The sequence below is a fragment of the Ekhidna sp. ABH4_415 genome, from assembly GCF_056161305.1.
The window spans coordinates 138,399-155,343 of the sequence record NZ_JBSWYW010000009.1; the positions used below are offsets into that span (position 1 = coordinate 138,399).

Sequence of the window (16,945 nt, forward strand, 5' to 3'; positions counted from 1 at the left end):
TATGATAAAAGCGATCAAAGTTCTCAATCGAATCTCAGTTCTATTATTTGCAGCGATTTTCCTTTTGGTCTATGCCTACCTCCCTATATCTGTTGATTTGGGAATAGAAGGAATAAATCAGCTTCACAAGCAGAACTTCTTCTATTATTTTTTCGGCGCTTTTATGATCATCAATATCCTGCTTAGAGTGACCACCAATCTTGGAACAAGAAGCTTGAGTGAAGAACTATCTTCTTGGATCAGGTCCATTGTTTTTATCGTCAATTTCTACCTAACCACCATGGTAGGATTCATAGGTGTTCTTAATAATACGAATCACATCAACCCAGAGAGCTACGCATATTTATCTTATCTGGGACCAACTCTTTTAGTGATTTGGGTAATTGGCTTGATTTTTTTGTTAATAACAAATAAGTAGCAAGATACTCAATATCAGCTTATTAAATTGACTTATTTCAAGTAAGACTACCTGATAATGTTAGGTTGTTACGTGTAAGTATTGGATTTTTATAATTACTTTGGATTAGTGAATATTAAATCATATTTAACGATTTTACTGCATGGCTGAAGCGATTTATACTGAGGATAGCATCAAATCACTGGATTGGAAGGAACACATCCGACTGAGACCTGGGATGTATATAGGTAAGCTGGGTGACGGAAGTTCACCGGATGACGGCATCTATGTATTGGTGAAGGAGATCATCGATAATAGTATTGATGAGCATATGATGGGGCATGGTCGAACCATTGAAGTGAAGGTGACCGATCATCGGGTAGCGGTACGTGATTACGGAAGAGGAATACCGCTTGGCAAAGTGGTTGATTGTGTGAGTAAGATCAACACCGGAGGTAAGTACGATTCCGGAGCATTTCAGAAATCAGTTGGATTGAATGGTGTGGGTACCAAAGCTGTAAACGCCTTGTCCAATTACTTCAAGGTACAGAGTTATCGGGATGGTGAAACCAAGGTTGCGGAATTCGAAAGAGGAGAGGTCACAAACGACTCGAAGGTTCAGAAAGCTGAAGGTCGCAATGGTACACAAATCATATTTGAACCGGACGATACTGTATTCAAAAATTACCATTTCATTCCGGAGTACCTGGACAATTTGATGTGGAACTACGCCTATCTAAACTCCGGGTTGACCATCGTTCTGAATGGTAAAAAATACCACTCAGAAAATGGACTGAAAGACTTGCTCACCAGGAAGGCTGATGTTGAAAACATTCGTTATCCGATCATCCATTTGAAAGGCGAAGACATTGAGGTGGCGCTCACCCATGCCAATCAATACGGAGAAGAATATTACTCGTTCGTCAACGGACAATACACCACTCAGGGAGGTACACACTTAGCAGCTTTCAGAGAGGCCATTGTTAAAACCGTCAGAGAATTTTATGGAAAGACGTTTGATGCTTCAGATGTGCGATCTGCCATTATTGGAGCCATAGCTGTAAGGGTGCAGGAGCCGGTCTTTGAAAGCCAGACCAAGACGAAGCTTGGTTCACAAAGTGTTGGGCCAGATGGACCTACCATGCGGACATTTGTCAATGATTTTGTTAAAACCGAATTAGATAACTTCTTACATCGTAATTCGGATACTGCAGATGCACTATTGAAACGTATCCAGCAATCTGAGCGGGAGCGTAAAGAGATTGCAGGAATCAAGAAGTTGGCCAACGAACGAGCCAAGAAGGCAAACCTGCACAATAAGAAACTACGAGACTGCAGAATCCACTTCAACGATAAGAAAGGCGATGATACCATCAAGGATGAAACCATGATCTTCATCACAGAGGGGGATTCCGCCAGTGGATCCATTACCAAATCACGGAATGTCCAAACACAGGCAGTGTTTTCGCTGCGTGGTAAGCCGTTCAACTGCTTTGGTCATACCAAGAAGGTGGTGTACGAAAATGAGGAATTTAACCTGCTTCAGCATGCATTGAATATAGAGGATGGCTTGGAAGGGTTACGCTATCGTAAGATTGTAATCGCCACGGATGCCGATGTGGATGGCATGCACATTCGATTGTTGCTATTGACTTACTTCCTGCAGTTTTTCCCTGAGCTGGTAAGAAACAATCACATTTTCATTCTGGATACACCATTGTTCCGTGTAAGGAATAAGAAAGAAACGATCTACTGCTATTCAGAAGAGGAGCGAAGAAATGCCATTGCGAAGCTTGGAAGCAAACCAGAGATAACCCGTTTCAAGGGATTAGGGGAGATCAGCCCTGGTGAGTTTGCCGCCTTTATTGGCGATGATATTCGATTAGATCCGGTGATACTTCAAAAGGACACCAGTATTCATGATTTACTGACCTTCTACATGGGTAAGAATACTCCTGATCGTCAGCAGTTCATCATAGACAAGCTAAGGGTAGAGAAAGATCTGATTGCTGAAGTGGAGAAAGATGTGGAAGCTGCCTGATGGAACGGTCTAAGTCACTAACAACACGTGCTTTCCTTATCTACAAGATTACAATAGTAGGTTTCCTGTGCTTGTTCTTTGGGTTTTATGTAATTACACATATTCAAAGAGGAGGATGGTTTGGGTATATAATCGGTTTTGGATACCCAATTTTTCTAATGGCTTACTGGTATCCGTCCTTCCTGAAACGTATGAGATCTATGAAGGAAGTTGCCTATGATTCAGAAAATCTATATGTGAAAGAGGGTGACTATGAGATCCAAATTCCATATCACCTTGTGAAGGATGTTGAAATAGTAAGTCTGGACGGTCTATACAAATTTAAACTTTACCATCATGACCAGTTTGGAGATGAGGTAGTATGCAAACCATCTATTTGGTATCCTTTTAATTATAAACGGATAGACGCTGAGTTGAACCGAATACGCTCATATGTGCGAAAGGCGCATCGTGAGTATAAAGAACAAATTGGGTCAGATTGTTCATTACCAAGTAATTGATTGTAATAATTATGCAAAAAATGATTTTTTGTAAAAAAAATACAATAAATTAGATCTTGCGTTATGGAAGCAAAAAAGCGATTCATATTAATGGCGGATGTAGTAGATAGTCATGAAAAGGACGGAAAGTTACTCATGGCTGACTTTCAGATGCTTGTGAGCTATACGAATAAGATCTACAGTGAATCGATAGAGTCGCCACTAACCATAACACTTGGGGATGAATTTCAGGGGATTGTTGCCTCTGCTACGGTTGGTATAGACATCATTTTGGCGATGGAGGAGTACATTTTGGAAGAAGAATTTGACTTCAAGTTGAGGTATGTACTTTATGAGGGTCTGGTGGAAACGCCCGTCAATCCGGATAAAGCCTATGAGATGCTGGGATCAGGATTGACCAACGCTCGTAAAAGGCTTAATGAAATGAAGAAGGACACTGCTCGCTTTTATGTTTCTACCAAATCATCCACAGTGATCAATAAGATGATGAAAGTAACTCAGCATTTCATTGATAGCTGGCACCCAAAAGACCGCAGTACCGTATCAGGATTTTTGCAGGGACATGATTATAAAGCATTGGCTAAGATTCATCAGAAAGACGAATCAACCTTATGGCGGAGAAGAAAAAGTTTAGCCATTGATGAATACCTAATGTGCAAAGATTTACTCCATCATCTGATTAATGGATAAGCACATAATCCATATCGCTATTTATGTGGTAGGAGAGCTTGGTGCTCTGCTGACCTTCTTTCTGATTACGAAGATGTTTCGGCGAAACCTCACGCTGAGTAGCGTATTGCGAGGAGCACTGGAACGGGCTTTTTTATTCATCATTTTGCTTGCGGATTTACCTCAGGGATTGGCTTTCTTTGGAGCGTTAAAAATCGCCACTCGCTTGAAGGACGATGATAAGATATCAAACGACTATTTCCTAACTGGGAATTTAGTATCAGTTTTAATAGTAATTGGTTATTACCTAACAAGTCAATATTGTTTCTAAATGGGAGAAGAACACGAAAACGAGGAAGAGATTCATGATGTAATTCCAATTTCCGGAATGTATGAAAACTGGTTCCTGGATTATGCTTCATACGTAATCCTGGAACGAGCAGTGCCGGCCATCAATGATGGTTTGAAGCCGGTACAACGGAGGATTCTACATGCCATGAAGGAGATGGATGATGGACGATACAATAAGGTCGCGAACATCATCGGTAGTGCTATGCAGTATCACCCACATGGAGATGCATCCATTGGAGACGCCATTGTGAACCTGGGGCAGAAAGATCTACTCATTGACACGCAGGGAAACTGGGGTGACGTACGCACGGGTGATTCTGCTGCTGCGCCTCGATACATCGAGGCTCGCCTTTCAAAGTTTGCCTTGGAGGTACTTTTCAATCCACAAACTACCGAATGGCAGCTTTCCTACGATGGACGTAAAAAAGAGCCGGTTACCTTCCCAGTCAAATTTCCTTTACTGCTTGCTCAGGGAGTAGAAGGGATTGCTGTTGGATTGTCTACCAAGATGCTTCCTCACAACTTCTGTGAGATCCTGGAAGGGTGCATTGCCACACTGAAAGGCAAGAAAGTCAAATTACTTCCTGATTTTCAGACTGGAGGTAAGATTGATGTTACAGACTACAATGATGGAAAGCGTGGGGGCAAAGTTCGCGTACGAGCCACCATCGAGGAAAGAGATAGCAAGACACTTGTAATCAAAGACATTCCGTACGGAACTACCACCACTTCGCTCATTGAATCGATAGTTAAGGCGAACGACAAGGGCAAGATCAAAGTGAAGCAGGTAATTGATAACACTGCAAAGGATATTGAGATCCTGGTGAATCTTGCTCCGGGCACTTCTCCTGATATCACCATGGATGCCCTATATGCATTCACTGATTGTGAGGTGTCCATCTCACCTAATGCCTGCGTGATCATTAATGACAAGCCTCATTTCATTGGTATCAGTGAAATTCTGAAGCAATCGGTAGATCAGACAGTTGACTTGTTGCGACAAGAATTGGAGATTGAGAAGGCTGAATTGAAAGAAAAGATATTCTTCAGTGATCTTTTGAAGATTTTCATCAATGAGGGGATGTACAAAAATCCGGAATATGAAAACTCAGGCGATTTGCAGAAGTGCTATGAGGTTCTTAACACTCTGTTTACACCATTCTTTGATCAGTTCTATCGTGAGATTACCAATGAGGACTACAAGAAGCTTATTGATAAGCCGCTGAGTAGCATAACCCGATTTGATACCAGCAAGGTAGAAGCTCAGATCCGGGAGTTACAAGAGAAGATCGAAAAGGTAGATTACAGCCTGGATAACCTCACTGAATTTGCAATTGAGTATTATCAGAACTTGCTGGATAAATACGGTAAGGGGCGTGAGCGTAAGACAGAAATCACCAACTTCGATACGATTAATGTAACAGTGGTAGCTGCAAACAACGCCAAGTTGTACGTAAATCGTAAGGATGGTTTCATTGGGTATGGATTGAAGAAGGATGAGTTTGTTTGCGATTGCTCAGATATCGATGATATTATTTCCTTCACCAAGGATGGCAAGTGTGTGGTGACCAAAATCCAGGACAAGGTCTTTGTGGGTAAAGACATCCTGTATACAGGCGTTTTTAAGAAGAATGACGAGCGTATGGTCTACAACATGGCCTATGTGGATAGCAAGTCAGGAAACACCTATGTGAAGCGATTCCAGGTGCTATCTGTAACGAGGGATCGTGAATATGATCTGACCAAGAAGAACAAAGGCTCCAAGGTGCATTACTTCACGGCCAATCCTAATGGTGAGGCGGAGATCGTAACAGTGTCATTGACTCAGGCAAGTAAAGCTAGAAAGAAGGTATTTGATTTTGATTTTGCTGAGCTTGAGATCAAAGGAAGGGGTGCCGGAGGTAATATCCTTACCAAATACCCTGTGAGAAAGATTGTACTGAAGGAGGAAGGAAGATCAACATTAGGCGGAGTAGATATCTGGTATGATCCTACGGTAGGAAGATTGAACAGGGAGGAGCGTGGTGAATTGCTGGGCAATTTCATGTCAGAGGATCAAATTGTAGCCTTCTACAAAGACGGCACCTATGAGACCACTTCTTTTGAGTTGACCAACCACTATGACTTTAACAGCCTGATGGGTATTTACAAATTGGATCAGGATGCATCGTTCAATGCCATCCATTACGATGGAGAATCCAAAACCTACTTTGTGAAGCGATTCATTATCGAGACCAATACACCTAACAAGAAGTTCTCGTTTGTAACTGAAGCAAGAAGTTCGAAACTCGTATTTATCTCCAAAGGCATTGATTCGGATGTAGAGGTTACCTACAAGGATGGTCGTAAGCATGAGAAAAAGAAACTGGACCTCATGAATTTAATAGACATTAAAGGGTGGAGAGCGATTGGCAATAAGCTACCTGTTCAGAACGTGATCTCTGTTAGTTTGATTAAAGAGGAGAAGCCAAAGGAAAGCACAATTGACCTTGATGAGATTAAGAACACCATAAAAAGTGAGGTAGAGGAAGAGGAGAATCAGCTTGGCTTGTTTGGCGAAAAGAAAGAGTAATGGACCATCAGCAGGCCATCGATATTCTGAAGGAGTTTGTTTCGGAAAATAAGCAAACACATGTTGAGCGTGTATTAGAAAAACGAACCAGACATATCACGCTGGTCTTTGAGGATATCGATAAGCCACACAATGTGAGCGCGGTGCTGAGAACTGCTGAGTGCATGGGCATTCAGGATTTGCATTTCATTAAAAACAAGAACAGTTATTCGGTAAACCCCGGAATTACGCAGGGTGCAGCTAAGTGGGTGACCTTGCATCACCATACAAAAGCAACTAATAACGTAGATGCTTGCTATGATCATTTAAAGGCGTCAGGCTATCAAATTTATGCCACATCCCTTCACGAGACCTCACGATCGATTGAAGACATAGATCCTTTCAGAAAAACAGCTATTGTTTTTGGTACAGAGGCCGACGGAATTAGTGAAGAGGCAGGGGAAAAGGCGGACGGGTTTGTTCATATACCAATGCAAGGGTTCACCGAAAGCTTTAATCTTTCCGTTAGTGCAGCCATCTGTCTAACTGTTTTAAAAGCTAAGTTGAAAGATTGGCCAACACTGAATGAGAATGAAAAGCTGGTTTTACGCTCAGAGTGGTATCGCAAAATTGTGCGGGAAGCTGATTTGATACTGAAAACGAAAGGAGTGGAAATATGAGAATAACACCGCAAAAACTTCTCCGCCTGGGAATTTGGACATCAATCACACTATTTCTTTTTGTTCTCGGTACCAATATTTGGGTCGTGCAATCCACAAAGAACTTGATTTATGATCCACTGAGAGTACCTAAAAATAAGGTAGCCTTAGTTCTTGGAACAAGTAAAAGAACTTCTGAAGGGAAACCCAATCGATTTTTTATGGAACGAATGGAGACTGCAGCAAGTCTTCATCTGGATAGTAAGATCAAGCACATACTCGTGAGTGGGGACAACCGAACAAGGTATTACAATGAACCAAGAGATATGCTGCATGCATTGGGTGACTTAAATATCCCTGAGGAAGATGTGTCACTGGATTTTGCAGGGCTGAGAACACTGGATTCTGTTATAAGATGTAAAGAAGTGTTTGGACAAAATGAAGTGACAATTGTTACTCAGGAGTTTCATTGCTACCGTTCGTTGTTCATAGCCAGGTATTTTGATATGGATGCAGTAGCAGTTTCTGCTGATGATGGAGGACCGGTTGGGAATACACTGGCTTTAAGGGAAGTGCTGGCACGAACAATCGCCGTACTCGACCTTTACGTATTGCAAAGGAAGCCAAAGTACCTTGGAGAAAAGGTGACGCTCCCAATCACTGATTAAATCATCTCCCCACCCAGTCTCTTAGCTGTTTTAAAGCATCTTCACACTGATCGTGGATGTCGGTGAGGATTTCTTCTGTTGCTTTCTCGGGGTGGTATTGGATATCCTCTAATGTTTCGGCACATGGCAAGGATATCATTTTTGCTGATGGCTTTAGCTGGTGAGCTGATTTTGAGAGCTGGTCCATATTACCACTTGCCAACTCCTCTCTCATTTTACGTACCAGGGATACATAGGTGCTTTCAAATGTTTCTATAAACTCATCTTTGAAGTCTTCGTCATCCTCGCTGAGTACTTCTAAATAGGTGAAATCGATTTTAACCATAGTTTGCTTAATCCTGACTTTAAAACTAACATGTAATCAAAACATCTAGGTAAAAAACATAACCAAATTTTAGTGGGTGTGTCAACAATAGAGGAGAAATAATTTTGTATTTTCGAGCCGAAAATTTGAAATATACAAAAAGGAATGATCCCAGAATTTGAACCACTACGAGAAGACGAGATACAGGTATTACTAAAGGCCCCTGTATATGTAGCAATTTTAATTGCAGGAGCTGATGGTAAAATTGATAAATCAGAGAGAAGAGAGGCTATTGATGTTGCACGAACAAAGCAGAGTAGATCACGTGAGCAATTATCAGCATACTACAAGCTTGTGGGCGAAAAATTTGAGGAAAACTTTAATGTGTTGGTCGATGAACTTCCTTCAGGAACGGAAGCACGAATATCTGCCATTACAACTGAACTGAGAAAGCTGAATTTCATTCTACAAAAAGTGGACAAGAATTTCGCGATCAAACTTATTGCGAGTCTGAAAGACCTTGCTAAGAAGATTGCAGAAGCATCAGGAGGAGTGCTTGGCTATTTATCCGTAAGCTATGAAGAGGCAAGACTAATGGAGTTGAAGATGCTGAAAGAAATAGAATAGTAGCTGCTATTATCAATCAAGAAACCAAACCCTGACTTCTTCAAGATCAGGGTTTTTTTTATTTTACCCTATGCCTAAATCAGGAATAGTCCCTCCGCTTCGATTGTGCTTCTTTATGTGGCTGGTTTTTACGATTGAATTTTATTCAAGAATTGACTTTGGATATTTAGGCATTTATCCCAGAGAGATATCTGGACTTATCGGTGTTGCGATGGCTCCATTACTCCATGGCAACTTCAACCATCTGGCCTCCAATACCATTCCATTACTTGTTTTGGGAGGTAGTTTATACTTTTTCTATCCAAGAATAGCTCCACGGGTATTTCTACATGCCTATTTCTTCACCAATATTCTTGTCTGGATCTTTGGAAGACCTTTTTACCATATCGGAGCAAGTGGACTGATCTACGCATTAGCTTCTTTTCTGGTATTTTTTGGTTTATTCAAACGGAATTTTAAATCTGTAATTATCAGCGCCTTCATGATTTTCTTGTATGGAGGTTTGGCCTATGGACTTTTTAGTTTTGACGAACGTATTTCCTGGGAATCCCATCTCATGGGAGCGGTAGTAGGATTAGCCAGTGCATTCACCTTTTCCAAATCAAAGAGAATCAATTACTAAAAATATTAGTAATTTTAATTCATGAATTATTTAAAAGGTAAGGGTTCGCAGATTAACGTTCCAAATAAGTTTTCAGATTATTTTATCTCAACTGAATCAGCAGAAGGCCTAGATGAAGAATTATTAACTGAAAGACCAAGGACTCAGGTATTTAAAGAGACCCCTAAAAAGATCATTTCTACGAATAAGAGTCCTGACATTGGGTTGTCAGCATCAGTGAATCCCTATCAGGGATGTGAACATGGGTGTGTGTATTGCTATGCAAGGAACTCTCATGAGTATTGGGGTTTTAGTGCAGGATTAGATTTTGAGACAAAAATCATCGTAAAACCGGAAGCACCTAAGTTGTTGGAGCAGGAATTCCTGAAACCGTCATATAAGCCTAAAACAATCATGTTAAGCGGTAATACAGATTGTTATCAGCCCATCGAACGAAAGTTTGAACTGACTCGGAAATTATTGGAGATTTTCAATAAATATCAGCACCCGGTGGGCATCATCACTAAAAATGCTTTGGTGACAAGAGATATTGACATTCTCAGCGAACTTGCCAAAAACAATTTGGTTCAGGTTATTTTTTCAATCACTTCCCTGGATGAAAAACTCCGCCAAAAACTTGAGCCAAGAACTGCAAGTGCTAAAAAGAAGCTCATAGCGATGGAAACGCTAGCTCAAAGTAATATACCAGTTGGTGTGATGAATGCACCCATAATCCCTGGTCTTAATCACCATGAGATTCCCGATATTTTAAGAAACTCAGCCAACGCGGGTGCCAGCTTTGCCAGCTATACAGTTGTAAGGTTAAATGGACAGATTGGAAAGATCTTTTATGATTGGCTCCAAAAGAATTTACCGGATCGGGTGGCAAAGGTATGGCATCAAATTCAGGATTTGCATGGTGGTAATGTAAACGATACAACGTTTGGCAGGCGGATTAAAGGGCATGGGAAGATATCGGGTATAATAAGCAAGCTGTTTGAAGTGAGTAAGCGAAAGTATTTTGGTGAAAAGTGCTTTACGCAGCTTGAAACTTCCCATTTCAGAAGGGGAGGTGCATACAGTTTGTTTTAATAAAAAAGTCCCGACAATACTGCCGGGAACTCTCTCTTCATACTTATCCAGGTTTGGACAGTTTTCTTAGTCACTCAAATGGATGCTCATGAACCATGCGCTACCAGCAAGAGCCAAATCCTTAAGGAAATTGGATGTGGCAGCCTGGCCTCCTTCCATAAATCCGGGAAGATGTATTAGAACAGCAAATAGTGTTAGCATCAACCCTAAAAGCTGGGTGGCCAATTTGGCTTTTTTCCCGATTATAATTGCAACGGCAGCTAATATTAAGGCAACACCTGTTAAGTATACAAATACTACGGGAGCGGGTAAAAAATCAGGCACCATGCCCTGCATTTCATTGGCACCCATTAAGTGAAATATTCCGAACATTGCCATTGGTCCGGCATACATGAGTTTTCCTAAAAATCCTAAGCTTTTCATTTGGTTGAGTTAAAGGTTGAGAAAGATGTTAATCCACCCTGAAGATAGGTTTTTTGATAGCCAATTACAAAACGGAAAACCTTACAAGCTGCGGATCAAAGACTTCAGCTCATTAACAACTTTTGCCGGCATCTGGTACCAAAGCCCATCACCAAAGTTAACGCTTCCATCCTTAGGCTTTTTAGTATGCTTTAATGAATCAAAATCCAGGCTATAAATTGATTTGATTAACTCTCTACCCAAATGCCAGTTCTCCATTGCTTTATTATTTACTTCGAGCTCCCTCTTTGAAAACTCCCAACTCAAATCAAGCTTCTCATTATTAACATGGCATGTTATTATCAGCGGCATTTCTATATTAGCCTGCTCCAGTATGGCTTGTAAAATTTCCTGAAAAATAAGATTGGTGTGAGAAATGTCTCTTGGGAATCCGAGTGCTCGGCCGTTTAAATCAATATGCACATAGATTTCAGCATCGGGATCTGAACTCATGTCAAGTTTGGTTAATCCCTCAATGTCATGTTTCCATTTTTGATTGAGCTTCCCAACCCAGTGAAAATCATCATCTCGAGTAAAACCTTCCGCTCTGAGTTCATCATCAGACACCTTATCTCGATCCAGGTATTCCAAATCCAGCTTTGTGCTCATGTCAGCAATATCAGCAGAAAGAACCGCTGCATAGGCAAAAGGGGGAGGGAGTTGTTGGGTTTGATATGATATGGTGATTTTCATAATGTCGATTCGAAGTGCTCCTGAGTTTTCTTTCTATCAATTTTGTTGTTGGCAGTTTTGAATATCTTTTGATTAAAAAAGACCTCTTTAGGTTGGTGGTATTTCTGCAGGTCGGAAAAATCAAGCGTTTGATAATCCCCTTCAATCAGCAAAACCAGTTTGCTACCAAGTGTATCATCGGGTAAAGAAGCAGCAATAAACGCTTGCTTAATTTGGTTATCTAGACGTGCTTCAATCATTTCCGGATTTATTTTGATCCCTCCGGAGTTGATGACAAAATCCGCTCTACCGAGCCACTTAAAAGTCTTGTCAGATTGAATATCTACAAGATCGTTTGTTTCTAACCATTTGTTGTCGGTTACGTACCCTTTGATTTTTAACGTTCCCTTTTCGGTGATGTCTACCACCACATCCCCAACAGTGGTGAAGACTTCTTCTGAAAGTTTTCTCAGGGCAATGTGGGAAACAGTTTCTGTCATACCATATGTGGAATAGACATTTGTATTTAATGCCGTTTTGTCCACCGGCATTGGAGCTCCACCAATAAGAATATTCTTAAACCTGGTCAGATCATTTTTACTAAGATTTCTGTATTGCATGGGCACCATGGAGGTAAGATCATAGATTCGATCCTTATTCAGGGCACTCATTACATTGGAAGACGGCTCTATTATTGTGAGATCGTGATCGAAAATAAGTGCCCTATATATCACCATGGCACCACCTATATGTGATGGATTAATGCATAGGAGAGAGTTACGTATTTCATTATTTGGATCAATAAATGACAATGTTGATTTGGCACTAGTTTCAATTTTATCCCTACTAATTATGATTTTCTTGGGTCTTCCTGTTGAACCTGAGGTATTATGAGTAAATTTTTGTTGACCGGAATGCCACCTTCGAATTAATTCCAACACAATATTTTCGCTCTCGTTATATTTTCCTGTTGGAAGATCATCTATTAGAATTTCTTCTAACTTTAGAACAAAATTTTTAGAGGATACAATCACTGCAATTGGAAAACGAAAAGGTTATAGTAAATCGTTTGATCAACAAAGATAAGAGGGCTTTCGAACTCGTGTTTAATCAATACTATTCAATAATGGTTTTGTATGCTTCTCGCTTTATGGATACTAAAGAAGAGGCAGAAGAAATCGTACAGGATGTCTTTGTTAAATTTTGGGAAAAATGCGATTCATTATCCGAAGATTCATCAATAAAAAGCTATCTATATAGGTCTGTTCATAATTCATGCTTGAATACCATAAAGCATGAAAAAGTAAAAGATGGCTATAGGCAATATGTCATTCAGATGATGGAATCCTCCTATCAAAACGATTTCGATATCGAAGATCCAGAGCTTATAAGAAATCGAATCAATGAGGAAATTGAAAAGCTTCCACCCAGATGTTCGGAAATATTCAAGTTAAGTCGCTTTGAGGGGCTGAAGTACCAGGAAATCGCAGATCATTTGGAAATATCTGTAAAAACAGTAGAGGTACAAATGGGAAAAGCATTGAAGGTATTGCGAGAAACCTTACAAGATTTAAAAAAAGTCATTAGGGATGCGAGCTAGCATATTCAGTCTTGCATTTTGTGTGTTAGCAATATCAGCAAACGCTCAAAAGCGTAATAATGACCTGATAAATGGCTCATTTGAGAATGTCCCTTTGGAAGTAGTTTTTGATAGTTTAAGTGCTCAGACAAGTTATTTTTTCAGCTATAATTCAGAACTTCTACCTAAGGGAAGTTTGTACACTATTATAGCGGATAATACACCTATTGATCAATTTCTATCTCAGCTTTTGGTTGGTACCGGGCTTAATTATTCATTCTTTAAAGATCAAATAATTTTGAACTATGCTCCTCGCGAGCAGGTGGTTAAACGGAAAAAGAATTTCTTTTCAATTTCAGGAACCGTATATGATGAATCAGGTAAGCCTCTTCATGATGCAAACGTTTTTCTTGATGGAACAACTATTGGGGTCTCCAGTGATTTAGATGGGAATTTTAAACTAGAATCAATTCCGCCTGGATTTTATGATCTTGTTTTTTCATACGTAGGGTATGAAAATGCAGTCTATCAAATTGCTGAGTATAACGGTGGAGCAAGAATACAGAATCATCGTATGGAATTAAATCTGGGTCAACTAGAAGAGGTTGAGGTTGTATCCAATAGAATAAAGAGAGATCAAAATAGTTGGCAGAGCTATTACAGTATTTTTAAGGAAGAGTTGTTAGGTCAAACTGATAATGCGGCATTATGTGTAATTGAGAATCCAGAGGTTTTAAATTTTACTTTTGATAATGTCTCCAATACGCTTCACGCTTATTCACAGTACCCAATTCAGATAAGGAATGATGCGCTAGGTTATAGAATTAGTTATTTTTTGGAGTCATTTAAAAAGCAAGAGGATAATTTAAGATTTAGAGGAAAAATACGTTTTAGAAATTTAGACCCGCAAAATGGTAGGGAGCATAAGTTATGGAGGCGAAACAGAAAACTAGGTTATGAAGGGTCTTTCAATCATTTTAAAAGAGCCTTATTGAATAATGAATTGAGAAAAGAAGGGTTTCGAATTTTTCACATAAAGAACCTGCAAAAATTTGAACTAAATAAGTCTGAGGAATTAAGCGCTTCAGATATCATCATATTTAAGGGTGATCACTATGAATTGGACTTTAAAAACTATTTAGTAGTTACGTATAGAAAGGAAAAAGAGAGCATAACCTTTCTCAATAAGAGTGAATCAGTCCCTATCCTTTATGGACATTTGATCAATGATGAGGGAATATTAATCAAGAATCCAGGTAATCAACTTTCTATCCTTCGTTTATTAAAACGATCAGTTCGATTAGATTTGACAGGTGAAGTGATAGACAGATTTGGTATGACGACATATGGATATTGGTCATGGGAGCGTACCGCTGATTTAGTACCTATAAATTATGATCCTAGATATGATAATTTGTAGAAAGTTTTTAGGGGGAGATGACCTGTAAATTGTTAACAACCAGACGATAAGAAAAGAATGGAAGAAGTACTAGCAAAATATTTTACGGGAGAAGCTACCAATGACGAAATAGCAATGGTGGAAAGTTGGAGGTCGGAATCAGAAACAAACGCAAAAGCATTTTTAGGTGCAAAAAATGTTTGGTCTGCTACACAGGCCGAACTCACCCCGCCAAAGCATGTTTTAGATGAAATTTTGAAGGAACCTCAAGCTAAACAAGTTCCTTTTATGATGAGAAATTGGGTTAAATATGCAAGCGCTGCGGTTTTAATTCTTGCTATCTCATTACTATTTATACTTAATCAAAATTCAGGAGAGGTAAACTTCACAAATCAAAAGCTAAGCGATGGTAGTAAAGTTTCTCTTCACGAAAACTCAACTCTTGAGATAATTAATATTGATCAAGATGCGAGAGAAGTCAGAGTTTCGGGAAAAGCATATTTCGATGTGGAGCGAGATGAGTCTCGGCCATTCATCATTCATACTGAATATGCTAAAGTACAGGTATTGGGTACATCGTTCTTGGTAAAATCCGATGACACTTCAACTGAAGTATGTGTTGAATCAGGTCTTGTGGAAATTTCGAAAATTAAAGAAAGCAAAGATGCTGTCTCCGTAAAGCTTGCTGAAGGTGAGATGGGACTAGTTTCCATAAACAACAAAGGCATAATCAAACGAAACAATAACGATCTGAACTACCTGGCCTGGAAGACGAAGGTTATTACATTCGAAGAAAGCACCATGGCGGAAGTTGAGTCGGTTATAGAAGATGTATACGGTATAGAAGTTAAGTTTGAGAATCAGGACTTTCGAAACTGTAAACTCACTGCCAAGCTCAATAAGAAAAAAGCCAAAGATGCTATCGAAATTATAGCCCGAACTTTTGGGGTTGAATATGAATTCTCAAAAGGAAAAGCGATACTCAAAGGAAAGGGGTGCTAAGCACCCCTTTGTTTATTTTTAGATTCTTATTTCGGTCAAGGAATCCACTTGATGTCATTGAAGTTTGGTTTTCTTTTTTCAAGGAATGCGTTCCTTCCTTCCTTCGCTTCATCGGTCATGTAAGCTAATCTGGTAGCTTCTCCGGCAAATACCTGTTGACCTACCATTCCATCATCGGTGAGATTGAAAGCAAACTTGAGCATTTTGATTGAAGTAGGGGACTTGGCTAAAATTTCCCGTGCCCATTGATAGGCTTCATCTTCCAACTTTTCATGAGGGATAACCGCATTCACCATCCCCATCTCAAATGCCTCCTGAGCGGAATAATTTCTACCCAAAAAGAAGATTTCTCGAGCACGTTTCTGACCGACCATCTTAGCCAGATACGCAGATCCATATCCACCATCAAAGCTCGTTACATCTGCATCGGTTTGTTTAAAGATGGCATGTTCCTTACTCGCAAGCGTCAGGTCGCACACGGTATGCAGACTATGTCCTCCGCCAACAGCCCATCCTGGTACGACAGCAATCACAACCTTAGGCATGAATCGAATCAATCGTTGTACTTCAAGGATGTTCAGTCGAGGCATACCATCTTCATCTACATAGCCCTGATGTCCTCTGGCATTCTGATCGCCACCACTACAAAAAGCCCAGCCACCATCTTTAGGTGACGGACCTTCACCACTTAAAAGCACCACGCCAATATTCACATCTTCCCTGGCATCAAGAAAAGCTTTGTACAGTTCAGCGACCGTTTTCGGACGGAACGCATTGCGAACTTCCGGTCTGTTGAATGCGATTCTGGCTACTTTGCCACATTTTTTATAGGTAATGTCTTCAAACCCCTCTGCAACTTTCCAGTCAATTGTTGATTCGCTCATGTATACGTTTCTTTAATTCTTTATAGGTCTTTTGATTGGTCTCCGGATTTGTAAATACCTCTAAAACCTTTGCTGATTTTGAAGGTTCGTAGAGTCTTGTTAACTGCTCCTTCAGTGACTCTTTGTCACCTGCTTTGAGATACTCAAATCCGTTTTCAGCACAAATATATTCTGCTGTTCGGTTATGCCTGGTCTCAAAGTATTCTTCGAGTTCAGGTAGCCTGGCTGGGCCATCGATCAATCGGAAAATTCCGCCCCCTTGATTGTTGAGTACGATTATCCGGAGATTGGGCAGCTTATAGTTATGAAAGAAGGCATTACGATCGTATTGAAAAGCCAGATCACCGGTTATCAATACGTTCATCTGATCAGAAATCAGGCTTGTTCCCACCGTGGTAGAAGTACAACCGTCGATTCCACTTGTGCCTCGGTTTGCATAAATCTTAATATTATTTTTTACTCCAAATAAATCAGCATAACGAACTGG

Annotated in this window: 19 protein-coding genes and 1 pseudogene; 14 read left to right on the forward strand and 6 right to left on the reverse strand. The window is 40.1% G+C overall.

Translation table 11 applies throughout. The annotated features are described in order from the left end of the window. The first annotated feature begins 1 nt into the window (after nt 1). The 8 genes from ACXAH9_RS15860 to ACXAH9_RS15895 all read left to right on the forward strand — a co-directional run bounded on the left by ACXAH9_RS15860 (nt 2) and on the right by ACXAH9_RS15895 (nt 7,836). Nucleotides 2–418, forward strand: coding sequence for a hypothetical protein (locus ACXAH9_RS15860; protein WP_474895837.1), 417 nt, complete (start codon nt 2–4; stop codon nt 416–418). A 142-nt stretch (nt 419–560) separates the two neighbouring features. Further along, entirely contained in the window at nt 561–2,438 is a 1,878-nt protein-coding gene (locus ACXAH9_RS15865; protein ID WP_474895838.1) for a DNA topoisomerase IV subunit B, read from the forward strand. Next, nucleotides 2,438–2,938: a hypothetical protein gene (locus ACXAH9_RS15870; RefSeq protein ID WP_474895839.1), complete on the forward strand. Its 501-nt coding sequence runs from the start codon at nt 2,438–2,440 to the stop codon at nt 2,936–2,938. Before ACXAH9_RS15865 ends, ACXAH9_RS15870 begins: the two co-directional genes overlap by 1 nt. A gap of 63 nt (nt 2,939–3,001) precedes the next feature. After that, nucleotides 3,002–3,628: a SatD family protein gene (locus ACXAH9_RS15875; protein ID WP_474895840.1), complete on the forward strand. Its 627-nt coding sequence runs from the start codon at nt 3,002–3,004 to the stop codon at nt 3,626–3,628. Continuing rightward, nucleotides 3,621–3,938, forward strand: coding sequence for a hypothetical protein (locus ACXAH9_RS15880; protein ID WP_474895841.1), 318 nt, complete (start codon nt 3,621–3,623; stop codon nt 3,936–3,938). The genes ACXAH9_RS15875 and ACXAH9_RS15880 overlap by 8 nt, the downstream gene beginning before the upstream one ends. Beyond that, nucleotides 3,939–6,530: a DNA gyrase/topoisomerase IV subunit A gene (locus tag ACXAH9_RS15885; protein ID WP_474895842.1), complete on the forward strand. Its 2,592-nt coding sequence runs from the start codon at nt 3,939–3,941 to the stop codon at nt 6,528–6,530. Next, complete coding sequence (locus ACXAH9_RS15890) at nt 6,530–7,189, forward strand: TrmH family RNA methyltransferase (protein WP_474895843.1); 660 nt, start codon at nt 6,530–6,532, stop codon at nt 7,187–7,189. Before ACXAH9_RS15885 ends, ACXAH9_RS15890 begins: the two co-directional genes overlap by 1 nt. Next, a complete protein-coding gene (locus tag ACXAH9_RS15895) occupies nt 7,186–7,836 on the forward strand; it encodes a SanA/YdcF family protein (RefSeq protein WP_474895844.1) in 651 nt (216 codons plus the stop codon). The genes ACXAH9_RS15890 and ACXAH9_RS15895 overlap by 4 nt, the downstream gene beginning before the upstream one ends. A 1-nt stretch (nt 7,837) precedes the next feature. Here ACXAH9_RS15895 and ACXAH9_RS15900 read toward each other — a convergent pair whose 3' ends face one another. Then, nucleotides 7,838–8,161: an Hpt domain-containing protein gene (locus tag ACXAH9_RS15900; RefSeq protein ID WP_349566809.1), complete on the reverse strand. Its 324-nt coding sequence runs from the start codon at nt 8,159–8,161 to the stop codon at nt 7,838–7,840. Between the two features lie 144 nt (nt 8,162–8,305). Here ACXAH9_RS15900 and ACXAH9_RS15905 point away from each other — a divergent pair, with 144 nt between their 5' ends. The 3 genes from ACXAH9_RS15905 (at nt 8,306) to ACXAH9_RS15915 (ending at nt 10,460) form a co-directional block, all read left to right on the forward strand. Then, entirely contained in the window at nt 8,306–8,767 is a 462-nt protein-coding gene (locus ACXAH9_RS15905) for a hypothetical protein (RefSeq protein ID WP_474895845.1), read from the forward strand. A 70-nt stretch (nt 8,768–8,837) separates the two neighbouring features. Beyond that, the gene (locus ACXAH9_RS15910) at nt 8,838–9,389 is read left to right on the forward strand and encodes a rhomboid family intramembrane serine protease (protein ID WP_474895846.1); all 552 of its coding nucleotides are present in this window, start codon (nt 8,838–8,840) and stop codon (nt 9,387–9,389) included. Nucleotides 9,390–9,410: 21 nt separating this feature from the next. Continuing rightward, nucleotides 9,411–10,460, forward strand: coding sequence for a PA0069 family radical SAM protein (locus tag ACXAH9_RS15915; RefSeq protein ID WP_474895847.1), 1,050 nt, complete (start codon nt 9,411–9,413; stop codon nt 10,458–10,460). Nucleotides 10,461–10,526: 66 nt separating this feature from the next. Here ACXAH9_RS15915 and ACXAH9_RS15920 read toward each other — a convergent pair whose 3' ends face one another. From ACXAH9_RS15920 to ACXAH9_RS15930, 3 genes are all read right to left on the reverse strand, one after another. Continuing rightward, nucleotides 10,527–10,883: a DoxX family protein gene (locus ACXAH9_RS15920; protein WP_474895848.1), complete on the reverse strand. Its 357-nt coding sequence runs from the start codon at nt 10,881–10,883 to the stop codon at nt 10,527–10,529. A gap of 81 nt (nt 10,884–10,964) precedes the next feature. Beyond that, a complete protein-coding gene (locus ACXAH9_RS15925) occupies nt 10,965–11,615 on the reverse strand; it encodes a hypothetical protein (protein ID WP_474895849.1) in 651 nt (216 codons plus the stop codon). Further along, nucleotides 11,612–12,628, reverse strand: a complete 1,017-nt coding sequence (locus ACXAH9_RS15930; RefSeq protein ID WP_474895850.1) for an AMP-binding protein — start codon at nt 12,626–12,628, stop codon at nt 11,612–11,614. Before ACXAH9_RS15930 ends, ACXAH9_RS15925 begins: the two co-directional genes overlap by 4 nt. A gap of 35 nt (nt 12,629–12,663) precedes the next feature. Between ACXAH9_RS15930 and ACXAH9_RS15935 the strand changes: the two genes are divergently transcribed. The 3 genes from ACXAH9_RS15935 to ACXAH9_RS15945 are packed head-to-tail and all read left to right on the forward strand — an operon-like array spanning nt 12,664 to nt 15,574. Continuing rightward, nucleotides 12,664–13,194, forward strand: a complete 531-nt coding sequence (locus ACXAH9_RS15935) for an RNA polymerase sigma-70 factor (RefSeq protein WP_474895855.1) — start codon at nt 12,664–12,666, stop codon at nt 13,192–13,194. Then, entirely contained in the window at nt 13,184–14,593 is a 1,410-nt protein-coding gene (locus tag ACXAH9_RS15940) for a carboxypeptidase-like regulatory domain-containing protein (RefSeq protein WP_474895851.1), read from the forward strand. Before ACXAH9_RS15935 ends, ACXAH9_RS15940 begins: the two co-directional genes overlap by 11 nt. A 57-nt stretch (nt 14,594–14,650) precedes the next feature. Continuing rightward, on the forward strand, nt 14,651–15,574 hold the full coding sequence (locus tag ACXAH9_RS15945; RefSeq protein WP_474895852.1) for a FecR family protein: 924 nt from the start codon (nt 14,651–14,653) through the stop codon (nt 15,572–15,574). A gap of 35 nt (nt 15,575–15,609) precedes the next feature. On the opposite strand, the gene ACXAH9_RS15950 is transcribed toward ACXAH9_RS15945, so the two are convergent. Continuing rightward, the gene (locus ACXAH9_RS15950; RefSeq protein WP_474895853.1) at nt 15,610–16,458 is read right to left on the reverse strand and encodes a 1,4-dihydroxy-2-naphthoyl-CoA synthase; all 849 of its coding nucleotides are present in this window, start codon (nt 16,456–16,458) and stop codon (nt 15,610–15,612) included. After that, a pseudogene (locus ACXAH9_RS15955) lies at nt 16,439–16,945 on the reverse strand (2-succinyl-5-enolpyruvyl-6-hydroxy-3-cyclohexene-1-carboxylic-acid synthase); the annotation flags it as partial. The gene ACXAH9_RS15950 and the pseudogene ACXAH9_RS15955, both read right to left, overlap by 20 nt.

Excerpts from the sequence above, each read along its gene's own strand:
- ACXAH9_RS15890 (WP_474895843.1), top strand. The coding sequence starts at position 6,530 with ATGGACCATCAGCAGGCCATCGATATTCTGAAGGAGTTTGTTTCGGAA.
- ACXAH9_RS15920 (WP_474895848.1), bottom strand. The coding sequence starts at position 10,883 with ATGAAAAGCTTAGGATTTTTAGGAAAACTCATGTATGCCGGACCAATG.
- ACXAH9_RS15915 (WP_474895847.1), top strand. The coding sequence starts at position 9,411 with ATGAATTATTTAAAAGGTAAGGGTTCGCAGATTAACGTTCCAAATAAG.
- ACXAH9_RS15860 (WP_474895837.1), top strand. The coding sequence starts at position 2 with ATGATAAAAGCGATCAAAGTTCTCAATCGAATCTCAGTTCTATTATTT.
- ACXAH9_RS15900 (WP_349566809.1), bottom strand. The coding sequence starts at position 8,161 with ATGGTTAAAATCGATTTCACCTATTTAGAAGTACTCAGCGAGGATGAC.
- ACXAH9_RS15925 (WP_474895849.1), bottom strand. The coding sequence starts at position 11,615 with ATGAAAATCACCATATCATATCAAACCCAACAACTCCCTCCCCCTTTT.
- ACXAH9_RS15885 (WP_474895842.1), top strand. The coding sequence starts at position 3,939 with ATGGGAGAAGAACACGAAAACGAGGAAGAGATTCATGATGTAATTCCA.
- ACXAH9_RS15945 (WP_474895852.1), top strand. The coding sequence starts at position 14,651 with ATGGAAGAAGTACTAGCAAAATATTTTACGGGAGAAGCTACCAATGAC.
- ACXAH9_RS15880 (WP_474895841.1), top strand. The coding sequence starts at position 3,621 with ATGGATAAGCACATAATCCATATCGCTATTTATGTGGTAGGAGAGCTT.
- ACXAH9_RS15895 (WP_474895844.1), top strand. The coding sequence starts at position 7,186 with ATGAGAATAACACCGCAAAAACTTCTCCGCCTGGGAATTTGGACATCA.
- ACXAH9_RS15940 (WP_474895851.1), top strand. The coding sequence starts at position 13,184 with ATGCGAGCTAGCATATTCAGTCTTGCATTTTGTGTGTTAGCAATATCA.
- ACXAH9_RS15870 (WP_474895839.1), top strand. The coding sequence starts at position 2,438 with ATGGAACGGTCTAAGTCACTAACAACACGTGCTTTCCTTATCTACAAG.
- ACXAH9_RS15865 (WP_474895838.1), top strand. The coding sequence starts at position 561 with ATGGCTGAAGCGATTTATACTGAGGATAGCATCAAATCACTGGATTGG.
- ACXAH9_RS15950 (WP_474895853.1), bottom strand. The coding sequence starts at position 16,458 with ATGAGCGAATCAACAATTGACTGGAAAGTTGCAGAGGGGTTTGAAGAC.
- ACXAH9_RS15910 (WP_474895846.1), top strand. The coding sequence starts at position 8,838 with ATGCCTAAATCAGGAATAGTCCCTCCGCTTCGATTGTGCTTCTTTATG.
- ACXAH9_RS15905 (WP_474895845.1), top strand. The coding sequence starts at position 8,306 with ATGATCCCAGAATTTGAACCACTACGAGAAGACGAGATACAGGTATTA.
- ACXAH9_RS15875 (WP_474895840.1), top strand. The coding sequence starts at position 3,002 with ATGGAAGCAAAAAAGCGATTCATATTAATGGCGGATGTAGTAGATAGT.